Source organism: Chloroflexota bacterium (assembly GCA_026708035.1).
In the GTDB taxonomy this organism is placed as follows: Bacteria; Chloroflexota; UBA11872; order UBA11872; family UBA11872; genus JAJECS01.
In genome coordinates this window covers 103,074-124,630 of sequence record JAPOVQ010000030.1, presented here as the reverse complement: position 1 = coordinate 124,630, position 21,557 = coordinate 103,074, and the positions used below count along the sequence as shown (strand labels likewise).

The 21,557-nt window shown below is 67.1% G+C and carries 19 protein-coding genes; 10 read left to right on the top strand and 9 right to left on the bottom strand.

Features of this window, described 5'->3' with window-relative positions; translation table 11 throughout:
• Nucleotides 1-123 precede the first annotated feature (123 nt).
• The 5 genes from OXG33_12920 (at nt 124) to OXG33_12900 (ending at nt 6,216) form a co-directional block, all read left to right on the top strand.
• Complete coding sequence (locus OXG33_12920) at nt 124-1,329, top strand: Gfo/Idh/MocA family oxidoreductase (protein MCY4114819.1); 1,206 nt, start codon at nt 124-126, stop codon at nt 1,327-1,329.
• Nucleotides 1,326-2,297: a sugar phosphate isomerase/epimerase gene (locus tag OXG33_12915; GenBank protein ID MCY4114818.1), complete on the top strand. Its 972-nt coding sequence runs from the start codon at nt 1,326-1,328 to the stop codon at nt 2,295-2,297. Before OXG33_12920 ends, OXG33_12915 begins: the two co-directional genes overlap by 4 nt.
• A complete protein-coding gene (locus OXG33_12910) occupies nt 2,294-3,091 on the top strand; it encodes a sugar phosphate isomerase/epimerase (protein MCY4114817.1) in 798 nt (265 codons plus the stop codon). Before OXG33_12915 ends, OXG33_12910 begins: the two co-directional genes overlap by 4 nt.
• A 276-nt stretch (nt 3,092-3,367) precedes the next feature.
• Nucleotides 3,368-4,480, top strand: coding sequence for a Gfo/Idh/MocA family oxidoreductase (locus OXG33_12905; GenBank protein ID MCY4114816.1), 1,113 nt, complete (start codon nt 3,368-3,370; stop codon nt 4,478-4,480).
• A 209-nt stretch (nt 4,481-4,689) separates the two neighbouring features.
• The gene (locus tag OXG33_12900; GenBank protein ID MCY4114815.1) at nt 4,690-6,216 is read left to right on the top strand and encodes an LpqB family beta-propeller domain-containing protein; all 1,527 of its coding nucleotides are present in this window, start codon (nt 4,690-4,692) and stop codon (nt 6,214-6,216) included.
• A 1-nt stretch (nt 6,217) separates the two neighbouring features.
• Here OXG33_12900 and OXG33_12895 read toward each other — a convergent pair whose 3' ends face one another.
• From OXG33_12895 to OXG33_12880, 4 genes are all read right to left on the bottom strand, one after another.
• Nucleotides 6,218-7,108 carry a class I SAM-dependent methyltransferase gene (locus OXG33_12895; GenBank protein ID MCY4114814.1) on the bottom strand — a complete coding sequence of 297 codons (891 nt, stop codon included), beginning with the start codon at nt 7,106-7,108 and terminating at the stop codon, nt 6,218-6,220.
• A 189-nt stretch (nt 7,109-7,297) separates the two neighbouring features.
• A complete protein-coding gene (locus OXG33_12890) occupies nt 7,298-8,035 on the bottom strand; it encodes a decarboxylase (GenBank protein ID MCY4114813.1) in 738 nt (245 codons plus the stop codon).
• Nucleotides 8,036-8,217: 182 nt separating this feature from the next.
• Nucleotides 8,218-9,321, bottom strand: a complete 1,104-nt coding sequence (locus tag OXG33_12885) for a Xaa-Pro peptidase family protein (protein ID MCY4114812.1) — start codon at nt 9,319-9,321, stop codon at nt 8,218-8,220.
• Between the two features lie 288 nt (nt 9,322-9,609).
• On the bottom strand, nt 9,610-10,617 hold the full coding sequence (locus OXG33_12880) for an aldo/keto reductase (GenBank protein ID MCY4114811.1): 1,008 nt from the start codon (nt 10,615-10,617) through the stop codon (nt 9,610-9,612).
• Between the two features lie 385 nt (nt 10,618-11,002).
• Between OXG33_12880 and OXG33_12875 the strand changes: the two genes are divergently transcribed.
• Together OXG33_12875 and OXG33_12870 are read left to right on the top strand one after the other, a co-directional pair.
• The gene (locus OXG33_12875; GenBank protein ID MCY4114810.1) at nt 11,003-12,103 is read left to right on the top strand and encodes a phytanoyl-CoA dioxygenase family protein; all 1,101 of its coding nucleotides are present in this window, start codon (nt 11,003-11,005) and stop codon (nt 12,101-12,103) included.
• Between the two features lie 248 nt (nt 12,104-12,351).
• Complete coding sequence (locus tag OXG33_12870) at nt 12,352-13,443, top strand: sialidase family protein (protein ID MCY4114809.1); 1,092 nt, start codon at nt 12,352-12,354, stop codon at nt 13,441-13,443.
• Between the two features lie 326 nt (nt 13,444-13,769).
• Here the strand turns inward: OXG33_12870 and OXG33_12865 are convergent, their stop codons facing one another.
• The 3 genes from OXG33_12865 to OXG33_12855 form a co-directional block, all read right to left on the bottom strand.
• Complete coding sequence (locus OXG33_12865) at nt 13,770-14,372, bottom strand: hypothetical protein (GenBank protein ID MCY4114808.1); 603 nt, start codon at nt 14,370-14,372, stop codon at nt 13,770-13,772.
• A 12-nt stretch (nt 14,373-14,384) separates the two neighbouring features.
• Entirely contained in the window at nt 14,385-14,864 is a 480-nt protein-coding gene (locus tag OXG33_12860) for an NUDIX domain-containing protein (protein MCY4114807.1), read from the bottom strand.
• A 61-nt stretch (nt 14,865-14,925) separates the two neighbouring features.
• Nucleotides 14,926-15,525 (bottom strand): hypothetical protein, encoded by a 600-nt coding sequence (locus OXG33_12855; GenBank protein ID MCY4114806.1) that lies wholly within the window; start codon nt 15,523-15,525, stop codon nt 14,926-14,928.
• 179 nt (nt 15,526-15,704) lie between these two features.
• Here OXG33_12855 and OXG33_12850 point away from each other — a divergent pair, with 179 nt between their 5' ends.
• From OXG33_12850 to OXG33_12840, 3 genes are all read left to right on the top strand, one after another.
• Nucleotides 15,705-16,928 carry a Xaa-Pro peptidase family protein gene (locus tag OXG33_12850; protein MCY4114805.1) on the top strand — a complete coding sequence of 408 codons (1,224 nt, stop codon included), beginning with the start codon at nt 15,705-15,707 and terminating at the stop codon, nt 16,926-16,928.
• A 66-nt stretch (nt 16,929-16,994) separates the two neighbouring features.
• Nucleotides 16,995-18,050: a Gfo/Idh/MocA family oxidoreductase gene (locus tag OXG33_12845; protein MCY4114804.1), complete on the top strand. Its 1,056-nt coding sequence runs from the start codon at nt 16,995-16,997 to the stop codon at nt 18,048-18,050.
• A 35-nt stretch (nt 18,051-18,085) separates the two neighbouring features.
• Nucleotides 18,086-18,712: a GNAT family N-acetyltransferase gene (locus tag OXG33_12840; protein ID MCY4114803.1), complete on the top strand. Its 627-nt coding sequence runs from the start codon at nt 18,086-18,088 to the stop codon at nt 18,710-18,712.
• An 83-nt stretch (nt 18,713-18,795) separates the two neighbouring features.
• Here OXG33_12840 and OXG33_12835 read toward each other — a convergent pair whose 3' ends face one another.
• Entirely contained in the window at nt 18,796-19,671 is an 876-nt protein-coding gene (locus OXG33_12835; protein ID MCY4114802.1) for a DUF3179 domain-containing (seleno)protein, read from the bottom strand.
• Between the two features lie 211 nt (nt 19,672-19,882).
• Nucleotides 19,883-21,454: an AAA family ATPase gene (locus OXG33_12830; GenBank protein ID MCY4114801.1), complete on the bottom strand. Its 1,572-nt coding sequence runs from the start codon at nt 21,452-21,454 to the stop codon at nt 19,883-19,885.
• Nucleotides 21,455-21,557 lie beyond the last annotated feature (103 nt).

The window sequence follows — 21,557 nt, the reverse complement described above, 5'->3', positions numbered from 1 at the left end:
TCAGAAGTCGCGTCCACAGGCGCCCCGACCTGTGACATTGCGACACTCTATCTCCCCAGCGCACGGGCTAACGCGCCGCCATTCCGCTAGAGTGCGGCTGTTGGGCGGGCGAGATTCCGATCCATGAACGTTGAAGCGGGCGTGGCGACCGAGGCGGGCCGCGGCTTGGTCGACGGAATCCCCGAAATCGGCGTCGGCATCATCGGCACGGGCTTCATGTGCCAGGCGCATGTGAATGCCTTTCGCACGTTGCCCTACATGGCTTATCCGCCGCCGGCGCGGCCCAGGCTGCGAGGCGTCGCCTCGCGTTCGCTTGCGGGCGCCGAGGCGGCCGCCGGTCGCTACGGATTCGAGCGCGCCCACGCCGACTGGCGGGAGATGCTGGCCGACCCATCGATCCAACTGGTCGACAACTGCGGCCCCAACAACATTCACGCCGAAGTGAGCATCGCCGCCCTCGACGCGGGCAAGCACGTGCTGTGCGAGAAGCCCATGGGCCGCAATGCGGTGGAGTCCCGGCAAATGCTCGATGCGGCCCGGCGCGCCCCCGGCAAGCACATGGTGGCGTTCAACTACCGCTTCGTGCCCGCCGTGCGCAAGGCGCGCCTGCTGCTGGAGCAGGGAGCGCTGGGCCAAATTCACCACTTCCGCGCGCGCTACTGCCAGGACTGGCTGGCCGACCCGGAACATCCGCGAGTGTGGCGGCTGCGGCAGGCGCTCTCCGGCAGCGGCGTCCTCGGCGACCTGGGATCGCACATCGTCGACCTGGCGCGTTTCCTCGTCGGGGAGCCGACGGTGGTGAATGCGCGCCTCAAGACGTTCGTGTCGGAGCGACCGCTGCCGGAGAACCCGGCTGAGCAGGGGCCGGTGGACGTGGACGACGCGTTCGTGGCGTTGGTCGAGTTCAAGAACGGCGCCATCGGCACGCTCGAAGCCACGCGCTTTGCCGTGGGCCATCGCAACGCCAACATCTTCGAAATCAACGGCTCGAAGGGCTCGCTCCGATTCAACCTGGAGCGGCTCAATGAGCTCGAGGTCCACCTGCGTCCCGACCCGTCGAACCCCCAGCCGGGATTCCGCAGCGAGCTGATCACCGAGCCCGAGGACCCGTTCATCGAGTGGTGGTGGCCGGTGGGACATATCATCGGCTGGGAGCACACCTTCGTGCATGAAATCCATCACCTGCTGGACGCCGTCGTGAACGACACCGACGTGGCGCCCTACGGCGCGACGTTCGAGGATGGCTGGCGCTGCGACGTGATCCTCGATGGCATCACCAGGTCCGCCGCGGGCGGCGGAGTTCCCATCGTGATCGAGTACGCCCCATGAGGATCGGCGTGGTGACGGTCTTGCTGCGCGATCTGCCGTTGACGGAGGCCCTGGATTACCTGTCCTCGATCGGCGTGCAGGACCTGGAAATCGGCTGCGGGGCCTATCCCGGCAACGAGCACTGCAACGCCCAAGAGCTGCTGGCCAGCGACGAGAAGCGCGCGGAGTTCCAGGAGGCCATCGAGTCGCGTGGGCTCAACCTGAGCGCGCTGGCCATGCACGGCAATCCGATCCATCCCAACGCGGAGATTGCGGAACGGCATATCGCCGAGGAACGCGACGCGATCCTGCTGGCGGAGAAGTTTGGTGTGGAAACGGTGGTCGGCTTCTCGGGCTGTCCCGGTGACCACGAGGGCGCGAAATATCCCAACTGGGTCACCAATGCCTGGCCAACGGACTTTCCGGCGATCCTGGAGTGGCAGTGGGAGACCAAGGTGATCCCCTACTGGCGCGAGTCGGCGGCGTTCGCCCGCGATCACGGCATCCACAAGATCGCGCTGGAGATGCATCCGGGCTTCGTGGTCTATAACACCGAGACGCTGCTGCGGCTGCGCGACGCGGTTGGACCCGAAATCGGCGCCAACCTGGACCCGAGCCACCTGTTCTGGCAGGGGATCGACGTGCCGGAAGCGGTTCTGGATATCGGACGCGCGGGCGCGCTGCACCACTTCCACGCCAAGGACACGCGCATCGAGCCCACCATCGCGCGGAAGCATGGCGTGCTGGACACCAAGTCGTTGGCCGATACGTCGGAGCGCGCCTGGATCTTCCGCACCGTCGGCTACGGCCACGGCGCGGAGGTGTGGCGCGACATCGTGACCGCGCTGCGCACGGTGAACTACGACGGGCCGTTGAGCATCGAGCACGAGGACGCGCTGATGTCGCCACGGGAGGGCCTGGAGAAGGCGGTGCGGTTCCTGCGCGAGATCATCATCGAGCAGCCCACCAGCGACGCGTACTGGGCATGACCGTGACGCTCGCCGCGGCCCTCTACACGATCCGACGTGAAGTCACATCGCCCGCGGAATTCGCCGCTGGACTGGAACGGCTGCGCGATATTGGCTATCACGGCGTCGAGGCGGCCGGCGTGCCGCTGCTGGAAGGGCCCGACCCGGCGATTTCGGCGCGCGAGCTGAAGCGCATGCTGGACGATGCCGGCCTGGCCTGCGTCGGCGCCCACGCCCGGTGGCGCGAGATCCGTGGCAACACCTCAGCAGTGGTCGATCGGCTCTATGCGCTCGACTGCTCCATCATCAGCATTCCCGCCTTCGTCGACGAGTTCGACAAGTTCGACCCCAACAGCTACGCGGCATTCGCCGGCGAGGCGGCGCTGGTGGCGCAAATCCTCGGCGAGCACGGCATGCGCCTGGGCTATCACAATCACGCCCACGAGTTCCTGCGCTTCGGCCCCGACCGCCGCACGATGTTCGACCTTCTGATCGACGAACCAAGTCTGGCCATCGAGATCGACGTCTATTGGGCGGCGTTTGCCGGCGTCGACCCGGGCAGCCTGATCGAGCGCCTTTCCGGGCGGGTGCCGCTGCTGCACTGCAAGGACCTGGAGATGGTCCGCGACGCCGAGGCCGGCGCGCGCCCCTTCTTTGCGCCGGTCGGCGAGGGCAACCTGGACTGGGAGCGCATCCTGGCCGCCAGCCATGCTGCCGGGACCGAGGCGTGGGTCGTCGAGCAGGACCAGTGCTTGCGCGACCCGTTCGACTGTCTGCGCTCCAGTTACGAGTTCCTGCGAGCGCGCGTTCCTTAGGGCGTTCGCCGCCAGCATCGACTCTTCGGCCTGTCCCGCCTGGTTCCATCTCCCTTGATGGAGACGATCGCATAACCTCGCCAACGGAGAGTCTGGAGAGCGGTCTTCTTCCCTCTCCCTGGGGAGAGGGCCAGGGTGAGGGGACGGCCCTTCAACTCCCCGCCCGGAACGTGCGAGAACCGGGCGCTTCACCGTGGCTTGCGGGAAACCACGTTGCCGCCTCGCCCCGCACACATGACACTAGGGCCTGTCCGAATCTGATGAGGAGCACGTGCCATGGCGGGTGAGATTGGCGTTGGCATCGTGGGCGCGGGAGGGGTCGCCAGGGGCGCGCACGTTCCCGGCTACCTGAGCATGCCGGACCGCTGCCGCATTGTGGCCATTGCCGATATCGAGATCGAACGGGCCGAGGCATTGGCGGCGCAGTTCGACATCCCGCACGTCTTCGACCGCTGGGAGCAAATGCTCGGCGTGGACGAGATTGACGCCGTGAGCGTGTGCACCCATTCGGACTACCACGCGCCGGTGACCATTGCCGCGCTGGAGTCCGGTCGCCACGTGATGACCGAGAAGCCGATGGCGGTGGACCTGGCTTCGGCTCGCGCCATGGTTGCGGCCGCGCACAGGGCCAAGCGCATCCTGGCGGTGGACTTCCAGACGCGCTTTATCCGGCAGGCCCAGACCATGAAGCGTTTCATCGACGCCGGCGAGCTGGGCGAAATCTACTTTGCCCGCGCGCGCTACGTGCGGCGACGGGGCATCCCGGGTCGCCAGGCGTTCCACACTAGGGAGCAGAGCGGCGGCGGCGCGCTGATGGACATTGGCGTGCACATTCTCGACACCGGCTTGTGGCTCATGGGATTCCCCACCGCGGTGTCGGCGTCCGGATCGATCTTCCACAAGCTCATCACCCAGGAGGAATTGTTCAACCCCATGGGCGATTGGGACCGGTCGGCGACCGACGTCGATGAGAGTGCCGTGGGGCTGATCAAGTTCGCCAACGGCGCCGCCATGACGCTCGAATGCGCCTGGGGAATGAACGTGGGGGAGAACGACTTTGGCATCGACCTGGCGGGCGACAAGGGCGGCGGCGAGGTGCAGTTCGACGAGGCGCGGCACGCCAGGGCCGGCACGCATCCGGTGCGCGTGTTCAAGGACACCGGCGAGATGCTGGTCGACCTGATTCCGAGCTCGGACCGCGCGATTGGGTCATACCCGCCGCGTGACCCGCCCAAGCCGCACACGCTGTCGATACAGAACTTCGTCAACGCCATCATCGAGGGCACCGAGCCGCTGGTGACCGGCGATCAGGGCCTCATCACCAGCACCATCATCGACGCGCTCTACCGCTCGGCGGAGACCGGCCAGCAGATTGACATAAAGCTCTAGCCCGAATCGCCGTCAACGGATCGGTCCCGGACTGCGGGCGCGTGAATGTGAGATTGCGGTCAATGCGCTGCGAATCCGCCGCGGCGGCGGAGTTGACCTTCGGATTCGAACCGACGCACCATGCGTGTTCGGCGTACGTGGGGCGGGGGTTGGATAGGGTGGAAATGTACTTGTCGCGTGATCGATTGCGCCGGTGCCGGATGGTCGCGGTGGCAGCGGTCGCCGGAGTGATGGCGCTGATGGCGGTGTCGTCCACGTCGCTGGCGCTGGACTGCGTAGGCGCCGAACTCAACGATGGCTGCTTGTTCACGAATACCGGCGGCGACACGCCCTATCCTGACGACGGATTTGCCGTGACGAACGCCGACGGCGTGCCCTTGTGGGACTTCGTGCGCGCGCGCAGCGCGGATTCCATTGGCTATCCGATCAGCCAGCGGTGGGTGAACGGCCCGTTCACCTTGCAGGCATTCCAGAAGGTCATCCTCCAGTGGGATCCCGGCAAGGAGCGGATCAACTACTACAACACGCTGGATGTGCTGGCCAACCGTTACCCCAACGTCGAGCTACCCAACGTGCCGCCACACCAGGTGCTGGAAGCCGACCAGGGCGCAACTTTCGGCGCCATCATTCGGAACCATCTGGCGCTGCTGGAGCAGAACCCGGCGATCAAGGAGCGATTTCTGGCCGAGCCGGATTGGTTGAACCTCTACGGGCTGCCGATCCGGTATGAAGAGCGCGAGGTCAACGGGAATCCGCAGGGCTTGCAGATGCTGCGGTCACAGCGGACGGTGTTCGTGATCTGGAACGTGCCGGCCCCGGGTGTGACGGAGGGCCGGGTGAATCTGCAGAACGTGCCGGACAAGGTGAAGCGGCTGAGCGACGTGATCATTCCCGATGCCGCGAAGCGCCCGGTCGGCGCCCTGCTCGCCTTCGGCTCGCCCGTTTACGGAAAGACCAGGATTCACGTCATGCGCCCCGACGGCTCCAGCGTGACGCAGTTGACCCATGCCGACGCGCGGGACGGGGCCCCACGGTGGTCGCCCGACGGGAGCCGCATTGCATTCGGCTCCGACCGCGACGGGGACTATGAAATCTATGTGATGGACGCCAACGGCACGAACCTGACGCAGTTGACCCACAACGGTGAGATCGACTGGTCCCCCCGCTGGTCGCCCGACGGGAGCCGCCTCGTGTTCTTCTCCAACCGTGATGGGGACTATGAGATCTTCGTGATGCGCGCGGATGGGTCCGAGGTGACGCAGCTGACCTTCAACGGCGCCTTGGACGCGGTGCCCAGTTGGTCGCCCGACGGGCGTCAAATTGCCTTCCACTCGAACCGCGATGGGGACCCTGAAATCTACGTGATGGGCGTGGACGGCTCGGACGTGACGCAGTTGACCCATAACGACGTGGCGGACCTGGACGCGGATTGGTCGCCCGACGGGAGCCGCCTCGCATTCGTCTCGGAAGTCAACGGGGTTCGGAAAGTCCACGTGATGGGCGTGGACGGCTCGGACGTGAAACGGGTGAGCCGTCACGGCGGGGCAGACGGAAACCCCGCTTGGTCGCCCGACGGGCGGTACATCGCATTCCATTCGAAAGTCGTCTTTAGCCACGAGATCTTCGTGATGGGCTCGGATGGCTCGGATCTGACGCAGTTGACCCAAAACGAGGGCTACGTCGGTTGGCCACATTGGACGCCCGTGCCCGTTGCATTCCCGGTGACTCCCTGGTGAGCTAGCGCGTCCTTTTGGGAGGGGCGTCGCGTGAGGTTCGACCTTCCGGCGCCCTGAACAGGCTGTACCCAAACCGGAGCGTCTCCGGGTAGCGACCGGTGGAGTCGAAGGCGAGCAGCGCCCGCCGCACGTCGGCGTCGAAGCGCTCGGCCTCACTGCCGAGTACACGGCGCGAAAGTCGTGAAGTGGAGTTGAGGTTCCCCAGAATCGAGTCCAGCGTCCAGACGTATGGATGCGGGAACTCGAACGTGCCGACGTGCTCGAACCCGTGGCCCGTCAACACTGCGCCTTCATGATCGGCGCCGCGAGTCTGCGGTGAGGCTCGGGCGCTCGTGGCTTGCCCGGCGGCGCCGCGATCCGTCCAACGCCGAACGGCCGCCCGCAGCACGTCATGCCACGGCTCCCGGCCCACCATCAGACTGAAGCACCCCAGCGTCACCAGGCAGCGGCCGGGCGCGAGCCAAGCCATGGCCCGTTCGGCGATCACCGGCTGATCCAACCGGTGAAAGGCCTCGCCGATGGTGATTAGCTCGAAGGAGCCCGGTGCGGTCTCGATCTCCTCGGCACGTCCAACCATCCAGCGAATGTTTGCCAGGCCCTTCCGCTTGGACCTCGACTGCCCAACCTCGATCATCTCCGGCTCCTGGTCGACGGCCCAGACCTCGCGGAAGTACTCCGCCAGCGGAATCGCCACGCGTCCTGGTCCACAGGCCAAATCCAGCAAGCGGCCTTTGTCCGTGATATCGGCGCGCCCCCTAAGATCGTCGAGCAGCTCGTCCGGGTAGGGAGGCCGGTATCGCGCATAAACCTCGGCAGTACCGGCGAAGACGTCGGCGGAGAGATTCGAACCAATGGACCGATCTGGATCTCGTTCCAAACCCGATTGGCTCATGCTCGGCTCCACCCACGGGCGCGCGTAGGCGGCCATCTTGGCATCGCAAATCGGGCGTACGCACTTGTGCGGCAAATCGGCGGTGTCGGCCAATCCAAAGTTGGATTATGAAATGGCCGATGCGCGGGAGTCATCACTGCTGGGGCTATGAAGCGCTTCCACTCGCTCCGGCGTTGCGGACCAACGCGGTTAGCTGGGCGAGGCGACGAGCAAGCGCCCTCGTCCTGGCGCGGTGGCCGGGGCGCCGGCGAGCTGGGCGGCGCGCCACAGGGTGGCCTGGTTGGCGGTGACGATGGGTTTGGAGATTGCCGCTTCGAGGTCGTCGATGATGGCGGCCGTGCGCAGGCCCGTGCAGCTGATGAAGATGGCCTGGGCCTCCGGCGTGTCGACGCCGGCAGCGACAAGATCGCGCGTCTCGCCGGGTTCGATGGCCTCGATGTCGCCGCGCCGGTTCAGGCCGATCATGTTGACCACGGCGAATCCGCTGGATTCCAGGTAGGCGCGCAGACGCTCGTTGAGCGCGTCGAGGTGCGGTGAGAGCACGGCGACCCGGCGCACGCCAAGCTCACGCAGCGCGGCGGCCGCGGCCGTGGAGGTTGTAGTGGCCGGGACGCCCGCGGCAGTGTGCATGTCGGCCGCAATGGCCGCGTCGCCGTCGGGGCCAAGGACGTAGCTGCCCGAGGTGCAGCCGTAGGCCACAGCTTGGGCGCCGCGCTGGACGAGGCGCCGCGCCGCGCGGCCAATGGCGGGATCGCTGGCGATGCCTTCCACGTGCCCCAGCGTGATGCCCTCGGGTCCAAGCTCGGGCGCGGAGTCCACCGGCTCGATGTCGAGCTCGAGGCCCGGCGGAACGAACTGCTCCAACTCGACGAGATGCCCAGCCTGCACCGCCTCGGGCCAGACGATGCCTATGCGGTGGTGGGCCATGGGCACTAGTGGTGGTTCCAACGGGTCCGATGCAGGATGCCAGAAGACGGTGTATTCAATTCACCCCCGTTCGCCCTGAGCGAAGTCGAAGGACGCCGTTCATGGTTCGACAGGCTCACCACGAACGGCGGTGCGGCCATGCCCGCACGCGCAGGGGTACACGCTACGCCTGTCCATACGCACTAGCGCTCGATGAGGGCGCGCTCGCCGTGCGTGAGCACCTCGCAGCCGTCCTTGGTGATGACGCTGGTCTCGCTGAACGCGACGCCGAACTGTCCGAGCCGCCGTACGGCGATGGGGTGGTGGAAGACCATGCCGGGCTCCAGCACGGTGGACTGATCGCGCTGGATGAACCCCGTGGCGTCGGCCCAGTTCGGCGGAAATCCCGCGCCGATGCCGTAGCCGAAATTGCCGTGGAAGACCAGGTCGTCGCCGGCGGTGGCCAGCTCGCGCCAGCCGGTCTCGGCCACGTCCCTGGCCACCGCTCCAGGTCGCAGGACGCTTAGCACGGCATTGAGGGCGGCGATGCAGGCATCCGCCGTGCGTCGGACCTCGTCGGAGGGCGAGCCGATGGTCAGCGTGCGCATTTGCGGCGCGGTGTAGCGCTGATGGCAGGCGCCGATCTCGAGCAGGACGTTGTCGCCGCGTTCGAGCGTGCGGCGCTTGTGGGTGGAGTGCAGGATGCCCGAGCGGCGGCCGCTGGTGACGATGGGCGACAGGCAGGGATACTCGCCGCCGGCGCGCGCCATGGCGGCATAGGCCGCGCCGGCGATCTCGCCGTCCGTCACGCCGGCAGCCGCCGTCTTGACCGCTGCCTCGGTGGCCGCCCGGGTGGCGAGCGCCGCCCAGCGGATGTGCTCGATCTCGGCGGGTGACTTCAGGCGCTTGAGTTCGATGAACAACTCCCCGGCGCTGACGAACTCGGCGTGGGGAAGAGTTTGCTCCAGCCCTGCCCGAAATGCCGGCGTCTGTCCCCAGCTGGCGTCGTCGACGCCGATGCGGCCGCGATCCAGCCCGTGCTCGGCCAGCATCGATGCGGCATAGGCCGGACGATCGCTCCCGGGCGGATAGCCGCGCAGATCGTCGAACCACGCGCTGATCCAGGCGCTGCCGAACTCCGGCGGATCCATCGCGATGGACGGTTCGCCGTGTCGCGGCACCACCAGACAGGCGGCGCCGTCCACGGCGAAAGTCTGAAATCCCGAAAGATAGAAAACGTTGGCCGGGTTCATCACCAGCAGGGCGTCCAGTCCGGCGGCGTCCACGGCGGCGTAGGCGCGTCGCATTCGGCCGCGGTACTCGTCGACGGAAAACGCCAACTCTTTGCTGACATCCCCAGGTCACCGGCTGGAAACCGATCGCCCTCAAGGCTGGAATGCAGGCGCATGGCTAGCTGCTCCAAGGATTCCGGCACAGCCGCGTAGGGGCGGGTTTCAAACCCGCCCGCACCCTAGGCGCCAAGCACTCTCGATCAGTCAGCCAGGCAATTGGGGAACTGGATTCCGGCTTCCGCCGGAATGACGAAGAAGCTTGCGGGAACGACCAGGTGTTGCGCATCGATTGACTCCGCCGCATCAGCGGTACTCGTGCGGACCCCAAGGGGCGTTGTAGTAGGTGGCGATCGCCCGGCCTGGCGGCGCCACCGCGTCCAGCCGCTCGCGGTCGGCGTCGGTCACCGCCACGTTGATCGCGCCCAGATTCTCCGCCCACTGCTCCGGCGTGCGCGGTCCCACGATGGGGCTCGTGATCCCCAGCTGCCGCATGTTCCACGCCAGGGCCAACTGGCCGGGCGTGCAGCCCTTGTCGTTGGCGATGGCCGTCAGCTCGTCCACCACCTTAAACGCGGCGTCGGTGAAGAGGCCTCGCTGGCGCTGCGTTTCGACGCTGCGTTCATAGCGAGATCCCGCTGGAGGCGTCGCGCCGCGGGCATACCGCCCTGTGAGGAAGCCACCCGCCAGCGGCGCCCAGGGAATGATCCCGATGCCGAAGTTCAGTGCCATCGGCACCAGCTCGCGCTCGATGCGCCGGTCAAGCAGGTGATACGGCGGCTGGTCGCAAATGATGCGATTGAGTCCCAGCTCGCGTGAGACCCAGAGCGACTCCACCACTTGCCAGGCCGGGTACGTGCTCGTTCCGACGTAGCGCACCTTGCCGGCGCGAATCAGGTCGTCGAGCGCGCGCAGCGTCTCGTCCAGTGGCACGTCCGTCACGGGTCGGTGCACCTGGTAGAGGTCGATGTAGTCGGTCTGCAGGCGCCGCAGGGATCCCTCGCACTGCTCGATGATGTGGCGTCGGCTGTTGCCCTGCGCGTTCGGATCGTCGTCGTCCATGGGGAAGTGGACCTTGGTGGCCAGCACCACGCGCGAGCGGCGGCCCGACCCGCCGAGCGCCTTCCCGACCATGGTCTCGCTGGTGCCGCGGCCATAGGAGTTGGCGGTATCGAAGAAGTTGACGCCCGCATCCAGGGCGCAGTCGACGATGGCCTGCGTCTGGTCCTGATCGGTCACCTGGCCGAAGTTCCAACAGCCCAGACACAGCGGGCTGACCTTGACCCCCGTGCGACCGAGATTGCGGTACTCCATGGCCCTGTCTCCCCGTGCGCGCCGTTGCCGCTAGGGCGAGTGTGTCACGCCGTCCAGAGACGCGCAGGGCGCTGCGCTGTCCTGCCGATCTTCGGGTCGCCGCGGCTTCCCGACATCCAACCGCTGCGAGCAACATCTGTTGCGGCGTCAGTCGGACGCCATCGAGTTCATTCAGACGGCGGGCGACCCGAGGCGGGCGCTTGCCAGGTCGGTGAATTTCATCCGCGACACTCTCGAAATCCTGGACTGACGACCACCGGCGACGACGCGGCCACCGCCGGTCACGAGACTTGCGGCACCGACGCCAGCGACACATTCTTAGAGTCGGAAATCATCTGATCCGTTCGGATGCGTATTGTTGCCAAAACAAGAAGGATGGGATCCGATGCCGACGCCTTCCCCCAGCGTGCCGCAAGTTGCGCCCTTGACGGCCAGTCAGATCGCCCAGTTCAAGCGCGATGGCGTTCTCGTGCTTCCGGCGGTGCTCGACCCAGATCTTTGCCGCCGCGCCCGGGACGACATGTGGGAGACGATTGCGGCCGACCTGCCCCGCATGAAGCGAGACGATCCCTCGACGTGGGGCCCGATCACTGAAGAGGAGACCGCCGGCTTCAGCGCCCGTCGTCCCGCGGACGGCGGCGAGCCGCTCTTGAGCGGCAAGGGCCACCGGTTGACGATTCGCAATGGGTCTGAAGATCTCGCGCTCGACCTTGGTCCGCGGGCGGTGTGGCAGATCGCCGAGCAACTGCTCGGGGAGGGGACGGTGGTATGGCCCGCCGGTCTGGACCAGTCGGGGTTTGCGACGGGCCCATGCTTTATGGACGACGGCGCCATGGAGAGCCTCGCGAGTCACTTGGGCCGGCAGATTGAGAACTATCGGGATGCCGCGAGTTACACGACGGACGATCTGCGGGTGCCCAAGACCGGACCGGTGTGGATGAACGGACAAGGGACACGCGGCCTGTATTGCACGCTGCCGAACAGCCCCTCGCCAGGGCCGAACTGGCGCGGCTCCCATTCCGACGGCCCGTGCTATGGCAGGACCCGCCTACAGTTCGCCGCCTACATCGACGACCTTCCGCCCGCCTCCGGCGGCTTCACCGTGTGGCCGGGCAGCCACACGCGGATCTGGGAGAAGCAGTGGAAGGCCTTTCACGAACACGGACTGACGCACACGGGCGAGCGTGAAAAGATGCGCGAGGCGGGAGGCTACGAATATCGCCCCGACCCCCTATTCGAGCAGATCAAGGCCGATACCCAGCCTTTCGAGACACATGGGCCGGCTGGCACCTTGGTCTTGTGGCACACGAAGATTCTGCACATCCCCGGACAGAACCAATCCAGCGACGTCATCCGCCAGGCCACGATCTACGGCTATCTCAAAACGCTCGAGTCGCTCTCCGATGCGCTGGCGATGGACGATGACGGCGGCGGCATCTGGCGCGACTGGTCCGATGAGGTGCGCGCGATCGACGAGCGAAGCTAGACGGAGGGCGAACACTCGTGGAGGAGAAAGGCCGCGAAGCACGCCCCGGATAGCGGCATTGTGGTGTGCCAAGCCGGTGACCTGACATCCCGGCCGCCGCGGGAGCTGGATTGAGCTGTCGCCATGCCCAGGTAGGTGGCGCCGTGGGTCAGTCGATGGCGCCCATGGTGGGTGACCACTCCCGTCGTGCCGAGCGCTACCTCGAACCGCGTAAAGTGGACCCCACTCGTTGCTGGCGGAGTCGCCACATGGCAATCACCAAGCCCAACGGCCGGCGCGAGGCGCTCGGCCGGGGCTCCTATTCGTTTCCCGGTCTCACCGTGCAGGTCGAGCGCACCGAGACCCTAATCCCCGCGCATGAGAATCAGTGCCCCTGCGGCTTCCTCTTCCAGCTGGCCAATGGCGAGCTGGTGGTGGGCGGGCCTCGTACGGTCGAGCCCGAGCTCACCTGGCGCCGGTCGCGTGACGGCGGCGAGACGTGGTACGCCGCGCCTGCCTGGCCCAGCTTCTACGTGCACCAATTCGACGACGGCGAGCTGCTGCACGTGGGAACGCCGGGCGAACCGTGGCTGACGCGCGGCGACGCGCCGGGCGCCTATCGCTTTTCGATCCATCGCTCCCACGACAACGGCCAGACGCACGCCCCGGAATCGGCGCTGATCTCGGGTGTTCCGGAGCTGGCGGAGGAAGACAGCGAGAAGTGGGGGCGGCACCTCTACGCCTACGTGGATCACGGCCTCGTGGCGCTGCGCGACGGGAGCCTCCTGGCCACCGTGCTCGGAAAGTTCGCCGGCGACGTCAAGCATCGGACGTTTGTCATTCGCTCGGACGATCGGGGAGCGACCTGGAGCTATCGCGCGAGCGTGGCCTTTGACCTCAACCCGACCCACACGCACCACATCGAGGGATTCACCGAGCCCGACTTGCTGGCGCTGCCGAACGGCGACCTGCTGTGTTTCATGCGCACCGGCGGGCGATACGAGGGGCGGCACACCGCGCTCGCGATGAGCCGCTCCGCGGACGACGGCCACTCGTGGAGCGCTCCCGAGCCCGTCGCCGACCGCGGCGTCTTGCCCAAGGCCTGCCGCATGTCGAACGGCGTGCTCGCCGTGATCTATGGCAGGCCTGGCGACTGGCTCGCCTTCAGCCGCGACGACGGCCACAGCTGGATGGGGCACACCTGCCTCAACCTGGGCACGCAGGCGTGGGACTGCGGCAATTACGACTGGGTCATCGAGGTGGCGCCCGACACGCTGCTGGCGGCCTATGCCGAAACCGACCGCAACGACCCGCGGCGCAGTGCCATTCTGGGCGCCTGGATCACGGTGAAGCCGACCTAATCGGCCCTGGTCGCCGGCGCTCTCCGTGGTTGTGCCTCGGGGTCAGGTGGTGCTAGCGCCGCCTCATGGGCAAACCGTGATCGTCTCGACGATGCGAGCTGAGCGAGGTCATGCTGCCAATGTACTCGGTGCGGTTGTCGTTAGCGGGACCGTTCAGCGCGTCGCCGATTATGTTCGCGAATCGTCGAAGGCGACTGGCGATCGTTCGGGCGAGATTCGCAAAGACACGCGTCATGAGGGGCTCCTCAACTGTGCACAATGCTCCTGCAAGCTACCACGGACTCTCGAGGTGACCCGCGCGAGCTGTTTGAGATCTCCTCGGCTGGCTAGCGGGCGGCGCCGTGCCGATAGGCCGGATCGATGACCTGTCGCACGCGGCCGGGGAGCCGGCTCACGATGCGGGGCGCCGCGTTGCGCATTCGCTTGGCGACGTGGCGACGCAGGTAGACCATGCTGACCACCATGGCGAGCAGCGACCCGAGCGCGGCCATGGCGCCTAGCGCGCCGCCAAACATCAGGCCCGCCAGGGCGCCGTTCGCGGCGCCAAGCGGCACCACGTCGACGCGGGTATAGAACGACTTGAAGCCGAAGCCCCAGTCCACGCCCCATCCTTGGGAAACGTCCATGCCGGCGACCATCCCGGCGGTTGCGGCCACCGCCAGGCCGACGCCGAGCGCCCAGGTCACCCCGGCAACGTTCTTGAACAGCAGCCCCCACACGAGGCCGAAGCCAATGAAGCTGAAGACCGGGATATGCACGGTCATGGAGAGGTTGTAGAGACCGCCCTCGTCAATGACCTGTGGGGCGGTGAAGACCAGCGGCATCCAGATCGCCGCGATAATGGCCCCAAGCACGAGCCCGACCTTGAACCCGCCCCAGCCGCGCAGCCAGTCGGTGACAGTCTTGTTCTCGGCAAGGTCGTAGAGCACGTCGGCGACTGCCTACGGCCCGAACGTGAACATGCGCTGGGTTCCAGGTGAGTGCAGCGCCGCCGCGAGGTTGTCACGGATGTCGGGAAGCAGCGGCGTCGGATGCCCCATCTCATCGAGAGACACCCAGCGAACCGCGGTTTGCATCGGGTCGGGCCGAGCCGGCATGCGCGGCGTGGCGCCCGTGGCAAGGTCGCAGCGAAAAATCAATCGGATGGCCGGAAGCCCGCCTTCAGTCGGACCGCGCCCCGTGGGCTGATACTCGTCGGCAAACAGTAACTCGCGCACGGTCACGTCGCAGTCGATTTCCTCACGCACTTCGCGGATCAGACCATCGTGAATCGTCTCGCCGCCTTGCACGCCGCCGCCCGGCAGGTTGAAGTGCACGAAGCCGGCGTCGTCGAACTCGACGAGGACGATCTTTCTGTCGCGTGCAATCACGGCGCTTGTGCGGACCGTGTGCGAGCTATGAAGCAGCAACTCTTTCAGCATGCGGATGTCGGCGAAGGCGAATTCGTGACGATCGCAAGCCGTACGTAGTCCGCTCGGACAACTATCCCTCGCCGCCGTAGCGGTAGCCCGGGTCAATCACCTGACGGGCCCGCACAGGGAACCGGGCCACGAGGCGGGGCCCCGCGTGGCGCATGCGCTTGGCGACGAAGCGGCGAATGAACAACGTGCTGGCAACCGTGGCGGCAAACGCCCCGAGGATGGTCGCGGCGGCGCCCGCACCGGCATGGATGAGCGCCTTGACCACGCCGACGGCAAGCCCCTGTGGCTCGACATCGATGGGGTTGTAGAACGTTTTTACGTTGAATCCCCAGTCCAGGGACCAGCCCAGGCTGGCGGCCAGTCCCTCGGACATGCCGGCGCAGATGCCGAAGACCAGGCCGCAGCCAAACAGCCAGGTCACTCCGGCGGCCAGGCGGAACAAGAGACCCCAAATCACGCCGGCGGCGATAAAGGCGGCGATGGGAACCGGCGTGGCCATCGCGAACCCATACCACTCGCCCACGAAGAACAGCGGCGAGGCATATGAAATCGCCAGCCAGATGATCGTGACGATGCCTCCGATTGCGAGCCCAACCCTGAACCCTCCACGGCCGCGCAGCCAGTCGGTGAGCATCTTGTTCTCGGCAAGGTCGTAGGGCACTGGCGCACACCTCACACTCTGAGCCGACGGATGGGCATCGGCGCCGAAACCTAGCCGCTATCGTGCCACGTCAGGCCGGGACGCTGCGATTCCTGCGGCACAACGCAGTCCTCAACGCGTTTTTGCGGCGGCTGTGCGATCTTCGGGTCGTGCAGCCAGCTGCTCAGGAAAAAGGGCCCATGCCGCTGTTCGGTGAGCTCAAGCGTCCGGCGGATGCCGGCGACATCCGGTCGCTGACCTTTGACGAAACCGAGTTTCAGCGGCGGCACGAGGCGCTGCGGACCGCCATGGCGGAAGAGGGTCTGGATGCGCTGGTGTGCACCTTTGCGCCGAGCGTCTGCTATGTGAGCGGCTACGAAACGCTGGCGTCGTTCGTGCCCGCATTCCTCATCGTCGGAATCGACCGCGATCCCACGCTGCTGGTGGACGACTTCGAGGTCTTCAACGCTTTGGTCTCGAGTTGGGTCGAGGACGTGGTCACGTATCCGTGGTCGGAAGACCCCGCCGCCGCGCTCGTCGACGTGCTGAGACATCGCGGCTGGGCCAAGGCAAGGCTGGGCTGGGAGCACCATCAGCACGGCGGGGCGCACCAGGGCTTTCTGCACGCCTCGGAGTCGGTGGGTGCCTCGTGGAGCTACGTCCACTGGCTGGTGGACGGAGTGCGGGCGCGGAAGAGCGCGGCCGAGATCGCCGCCATTCGGTCCGCCGGGGCGATCACGCCGCGCGGGTTTGATGCCGCCAGGGCCGAGTTGCACCCGGACGCGCCCGACACCAACGTGGCGGCGGCGGCCTATCAGGCGCTGGTGGGCGCCGGCAGCGAGCGCATGTCGATTCAGCCCATCATCACGGCCGGTCGGAACTCCGGCATTCCGCACACGACGTTCGGGCGCTCGCGGCTCACGCCTGGCCATCCGGCGATTCTGGAGTGGGGCGCGTGCGTCAAGCGCTACACCGCGCCCATGATCCGCACGGGCGTGATCGGCGAGCTGGCCGATCCGGTTTGGGACGCGATGTATGCGGCCTGCGTCGCGGCGGTGGAACGAACGATCGCCGGCATGCGCCCCGGCGTGTCCACGCTCGAGCTCGGCGAGCACGCAACCGAGCCACTGAGCGAGCTGCCACCAGGCGTATTCAGGGACGGCAATCGCGGGTATTCGGTGGGCCTGAGCTTCGAACCGGACTGGATGGATGTGCCCGGCCTGCAGATCTGCCCGCGCAGCGGCCGCACCGAGCGGTCGGTCGCCACCTACCCGACGCTCGAGGCGGGCCATGTGTTTCACGTCCGGGCGGTGGCGCGCGACGTGGGCCGCGCGGGCGTGGGCATCAGCGAGACGGTGGCCGTTACCGCCGATGGCTGCGAAGTGCTGACCGACTATCCCCGCGACCCGATAAGCCTTGGCTAGCCAGGGCGTGTCCGTGCGCTATGTTGCCGGTGGCGGTGCGGACGGAGTCCAGGAGTGACGAGCGCCATGCGGGTGGCACGGATCGGGGTCGTGGGCACGGGCTGGTGGGCCACCGAGGCGCACATTCCGGGGCTCATCGAGCATCCGCTGGCCGAGGTTCCGGCGCTCTGCGACCTGGATGCGGAGCGCGCGGCGCGGGCGGCCGAGCACTACGGCGTGGCCGCGGTCTACGACGACCTCGACCGCATGCTGGCGCGGGAGCCGCTGGACGGACTGGTCGTCGCCAGCAGCAACGCCACGCATTTCGAGCTGGCGCACCGGGCCATCGACGCGGGGCTGCATGTGCTGATCGAGAAGCCAATGACCGAGATTGCGCCCGAGGGCCGGGTGCTGCTGGAAGCGGCCGAGCGCGCCGGCACCGAAGTCTTGGTCGGCCACACGTTTCACTACACGCGGCTGGCGCGCCGCGCCCGCGAGTTGATTACCGGCGGTGCGATCGGCGAGGTCGAATTGGTCCATAGCCTATTTGCAAGCTCGGCCATCCAGCTCGTGCGGCAGCCGGACGTGCTCGAGGGCTGGGACTTTCCGGTGCACGGCCCCACGGGCCAAAACTTCAGCGCCCACGGGCAGGGGCAGAATCAGCTCACGCATTCGGCGGCGCTGGCGGCCTTCGTGATTGACGACGGGCCGGAGTCGGTCCATGGGTATATGTCGAATCTCGAAGTGCCCGTCGACGCGGTGGACGCGCTGAGCGTGCGCTTCACCGGCGGCGCGTTGGGCACGGTGGCTAGCATCGGGACGAAACCCGGCGACGACACCCCTCACAACGAGCTGCGCATCTTTGGCTCGCGGGGCTGGATGGAAGTCGATATGGAGCGGACGCCGCGGCTGACGCTGCACCGCTATGGCGGCGGCGGCGAGGAAATGCGCGAGGAGGATGCCTCGCTGCACTACCCGCTGCGGGAGCCGGCGAAGAACCTGGCCGACGTGGTGTTGGGCCGGGCGCCAAACCTGTCGCCGGGCTCGATTGCGCAGTGGTCGGTGGAGATGGTCGACGCGGCCTATCGTTCGGCGGCCAGCGGCGATCCGGTCACGATCGCCGATCTCTACCGTTCCGCATAGCTTCGGTCATGCCGGACCGATCGCAGTCGCATGAAATGACTACGCACCGAGAATCAACGAGCGATGTGCCGGCGGTGATTCGCCCCACGTTGCTGGACGACATCCCGAGCATCGCGGCGCTCATTGCGGCCAACCGGTTTCGGTCGGATGGGTCGGGAGCCTTGCTGCCGGTCAGTCCGCAGCAGATTCTCCGGATGCTTGGGGATGAGGACTTGGGTCGATTCTTCACGGCCGTCGCGCCCTCCGGCGAAGTCGTCGGGTGCGTCTCCGTCGCCGTCTACGGCATGCCGTCGAACCACCAAGAGGTCATCGCCTGGCTGGCGAACAGGCTGCCGGCGGATGACTTTGGGATTCAGCACGATGCCAACGACGACCTGGGCCAGATGGCGGAGCTGCGCTCCCTGGCGGTGAGCGACGCCTTTCGTGGTCGGCAGCTGGGCTTGCAGTTAATCGAAACGGCAAAGGCCGAGGCCAGGTCCCGGGGGTTCGGTCAGCTCTATTCGCTCGTGAACCGGGACGTGGTGGGGCTGTTCGAGCGGGCCGGCTTCTGTCGGGCGACCCGGCCGCCGGCGAAGCTCATCATCGACTGCGCGGTTTGTCCGCTGCTCGACCATTGCGTTGAGATTCCGGTGGTTGCGGAGGTGATTCGGAGTCGAACTTAAACGCCGAACGTGCAAAAAAACTCCCGCCCACTCGGTGTGCGATTGCTCGGGCCGCACCGCCGAATCGGTGACTCTAGGCGGAATCAGGCCCCGATGAACGTGGAGTTCGGGTAAAAGTCGCGCCAGGCCCAGTCGAACGACGATGTCCACGGCACCGGGCTCAGGGCTTGGCCTGCAAGCGGACCGCTGAGCGCCAGGCCGTTCGCCGCGCTCCATAGAGTGCTCGTCTCGCGGTCCCGCAAGCCGCCATTGCCCGCCGGCTCGAACTCCAGCAGGCGATTCGCCACTCGCCGCAGATAAGCGCGCACGGTGCCGGTGGTCGCGTCGACCCAGACCAACACCGGCTCATCGCCCACCGTCAGCTGCACCAGGCCGGCGGCCCGCGCGTGGCCGAAGTCGACGGCTGCGGCGGCGTCCCCCAAGGCCAGGCCGATCACCCAGTTCTCCCGCGGCGTCGCAAGAATGAGCCGCGGTCCGTCGAGCCCGTTGCTCAGCACCAGGGCGTCGGGGTGCCGGGTGCGGAACCCCTCCCAGGTATCCAGGGTCGACGGAATCTGGTCGAGCGCCGCGCCCCGCAACTCGCCGACCAGGGCTCGGCCGATCGGTTGGCTCCAGATGCTGCCCGTGGCGTGGTCGAACCACGTCATGGCCGTCTTATACAGCGCGCCCTGATTGCCGAAGACCAGGGTCTGGCCCTCGAACTGCCGGTCGTGCACGAGACCGGTGTAGCAGAGCGGTCACCAGGTGACGAGCACCGGCGTGCCGCCGACGACGTCGTTGACCATCTCGCGCCGGTTGAGCGTCGCGACGGGATAAGCCCGCGCCTCGCCGTCGATGACCAGCCCAATGACCAGCTCGTCCGGCTGGAGCGGCGCCTCGGCGGCGGCCACGAATTGCGGCATGTAAATGGGTGGGATGGCGTCGCGGCTGAGGCGCTGGTCGTAGGCCGAGTCGAACATCATGCGCTCGTGCGGATCGGGCAGGTCGGCGGGCGGCCGCGCGATCTGGGGTGCTTCCGTCGAGCTTCGTATCGCCCACACCAGCGCGAGGGCGCCCAGGACAACGAGGGCCACTCCGAACGCAAGCGATCCTGCGATTCCTAGGCGACGCCCCATGCCAATTCAGGCCAAGGCCCGCCGCCGTCTACGCGGCTGGTGGCTGTAGCCGGACTCAGCGCAGCGCGACGTGCAGTGCCTGCGCGATGTCGTCCACCGGAATGAAGGTGATGTCGTCGTGGATTCGGGGCGGGAGATCGTCCAGGTCGCGTTCGTTGCCGCGCGGCAGCAGGATCCGGCGCACGCCGGCGCGATGGGCCGCGAGCATTTTGGGCGCGATGGCGACAGTGGGCTCGATCCGACCATCGACCGACAGGCTGCCGGTGGAGGCGAGTTCCGGGTCCACCGGGCGATCGCGTCCGAGGGACACAATGGCGATGGATACGGCAAGGCCGATCGAGCCGGAGTCATCGGCGAGCCGGCTTGCCGGAACATGCACCTGCATGTCGAATTCCTGCATGAAGCGCGCCGACACGTCGAGGTCCGACAGGCGCGAGCGGATGGCCGCCGTGACGACGGCCAACTCTGCGGAGACGTTGGCGCCGTGACTGTCCAGCATGGAGATTCGACCCTGCCCCGAAACCAACGCATGGCCGAGCCCTGGCATCAGCACGGCCATCACGGCGCCATGCCGGCCGCCGCGCTCGTCAACTACCAGCGCGGCGGTACGACCGCGGCGCTGCGCGCGGCGGTCGGGACGCTCCGGGACAGGCGGCCGGCCGGCAAGATCGAAGAGATGCTCGCTCTCAATCACGCCCTGGTCCCCACCGCGCAGCGCCCGGTCGACCAATGACCGGCGAACGACGCGCCGCAGAAGCTCGTCCAGGTGAGCGACGCCAGCCTCGTCGGTATAGCTCCGGATGAGCACCAGAAGGGCGTTGCCGTCAAACGTCAGCGCGTCGGGCGTCAACCCATGGTCGGCGAGTGCCGCGGGAATCAGGGTTCGCCGGGCCAACTCGGCTTTCTGATCGATCAGAAAACCGGGGAACTCCGCGAGATCGAGTCTCGACAGGTCGTCCGTCGCGAGCGATTGGGTCCAGCGGCAAGTCACAACCAGGAGAAGGCGCGACAGGTCGAACGGAACGCCGAAGAACGGGTCGACGACGGTGGCGCGGCGGTGGGGGTCGGTCAGCCGCGCCAGGAGCGTGCTGGCCTGGGCGCCCCAACGTTCGGCCGCGCGATCGAGTCCGGCCAGCACGACCACGGCCTCCGCGGATTGCGCCCGCTCAACGGCGCCCATGAGCGCGCCCGGCTGGCCGTCGCGCCGCCAGATTTCCTCGGCCGTGCCGAGTTGCGCCAGGTCGATGACCTCGCAGGGACGGTCCAGGGCGCGCGCCATGGATCGCGCGACGGCTGTCTTGCCAACGCCGTTGGGTCCGTGTAGGCAGAGGAGTCGCAGCGGAGCGTGCGAGGTTTGAGCAGCGGCGGCTTGGGCGTCGTGCGCCGTTACGTGCTCGACAACGGTGGTCACGGCTTGCGGGGGCGCGAAGTGCTCGGACTCCAGGGCGTTTTGCACCGGGGCGATCGCGAGCGGTCGTGCGTGGCCGGGCGTCCACGGCAGACCGATGGCTCGCGCGACACTCGCGGAATTCGTCTTGGAATCGTCCAAGCGCGTGGACAGGGCTTCAGCCGCCTCGTCCGGCAAATTGGCCTCGGCAAGGCGGTCCCGCAGGTCGGCTGGGTTCAAGGTGGACTCCGCCCGGGCGGTATGCACCCTGAATCATAGCCGCGTCTGGCCGAGACGCTTGGTGAGAAAAGCCGCATGCGGCTCTCCCGCAGGTCGGTCGCAC

Excerpts from the sequence above, each read along its gene's own strand:
- OXG33_12920 (MCY4114819.1), top strand. The coding sequence starts at position 124 with ATGAACGTTGAAGCGGGCGTGGCGACCGAGGCGGGCCGCGGCTTGGTC.
- OXG33_12915 (MCY4114818.1), top strand. The coding sequence starts at position 1,326 with ATGAGGATCGGCGTGGTGACGGTCTTGCTGCGCGATCTGCCGTTGACG.
- OXG33_12910 (MCY4114817.1), top strand. The coding sequence starts at position 2,294 with ATGACCGTGACGCTCGCCGCGGCCCTCTACACGATCCGACGTGAAGTC.
- OXG33_12905 (MCY4114816.1), top strand. The coding sequence starts at position 3,368 with ATGGCGGGTGAGATTGGCGTTGGCATCGTGGGCGCGGGAGGGGTCGCC.
- OXG33_12895 (MCY4114814.1), bottom strand. The coding sequence starts at position 7,108 with ATGAGCCAATCGGGTTTGGAACGAGATCCAGATCGGTCCATTGGTTCG.
- OXG33_12890 (MCY4114813.1), bottom strand. The coding sequence starts at position 8,035 with ATGGCCCACCACCGCATAGGCATCGTCTGGCCCGAGGCGGTGCAGGCT.
- OXG33_12885 (MCY4114812.1), bottom strand. The coding sequence starts at position 9,321 with ATGCGACGCGCCTACGCCGCCGTGGACGCCGCCGGACTGGACGCCCTG.
- OXG33_12880 (MCY4114811.1), bottom strand. The coding sequence starts at position 10,617 with ATGGAGTACCGCAATCTCGGTCGCACGGGGGTCAAGGTCAGCCCGCTG.
- OXG33_12875 (MCY4114810.1), top strand. The coding sequence starts at position 11,003 with ATGCCGACGCCTTCCCCCAGCGTGCCGCAAGTTGCGCCCTTGACGGCC.
- OXG33_12870 (MCY4114809.1), top strand. The coding sequence starts at position 12,352 with ATGGCAATCACCAAGCCCAACGGCCGGCGCGAGGCGCTCGGCCGGGGC.
- OXG33_12860 (MCY4114807.1), bottom strand. The coding sequence starts at position 14,864 with ATGCTGAAAGAGTTGCTGCTTCATAGCTCGCACACGGTCCGCACAAGC.
- OXG33_12850 (MCY4114805.1), top strand. The coding sequence starts at position 15,705 with ATGCCGCTGTTCGGTGAGCTCAAGCGTCCGGCGGATGCCGGCGACATC.
- OXG33_12845 (MCY4114804.1), top strand. The coding sequence starts at position 16,995 with ATGCGGGTGGCACGGATCGGGGTCGTGGGCACGGGCTGGTGGGCCACC.
- OXG33_12840 (MCY4114803.1), top strand. The coding sequence starts at position 18,086 with ATGACTACGCACCGAGAATCAACGAGCGATGTGCCGGCGGTGATTCGC.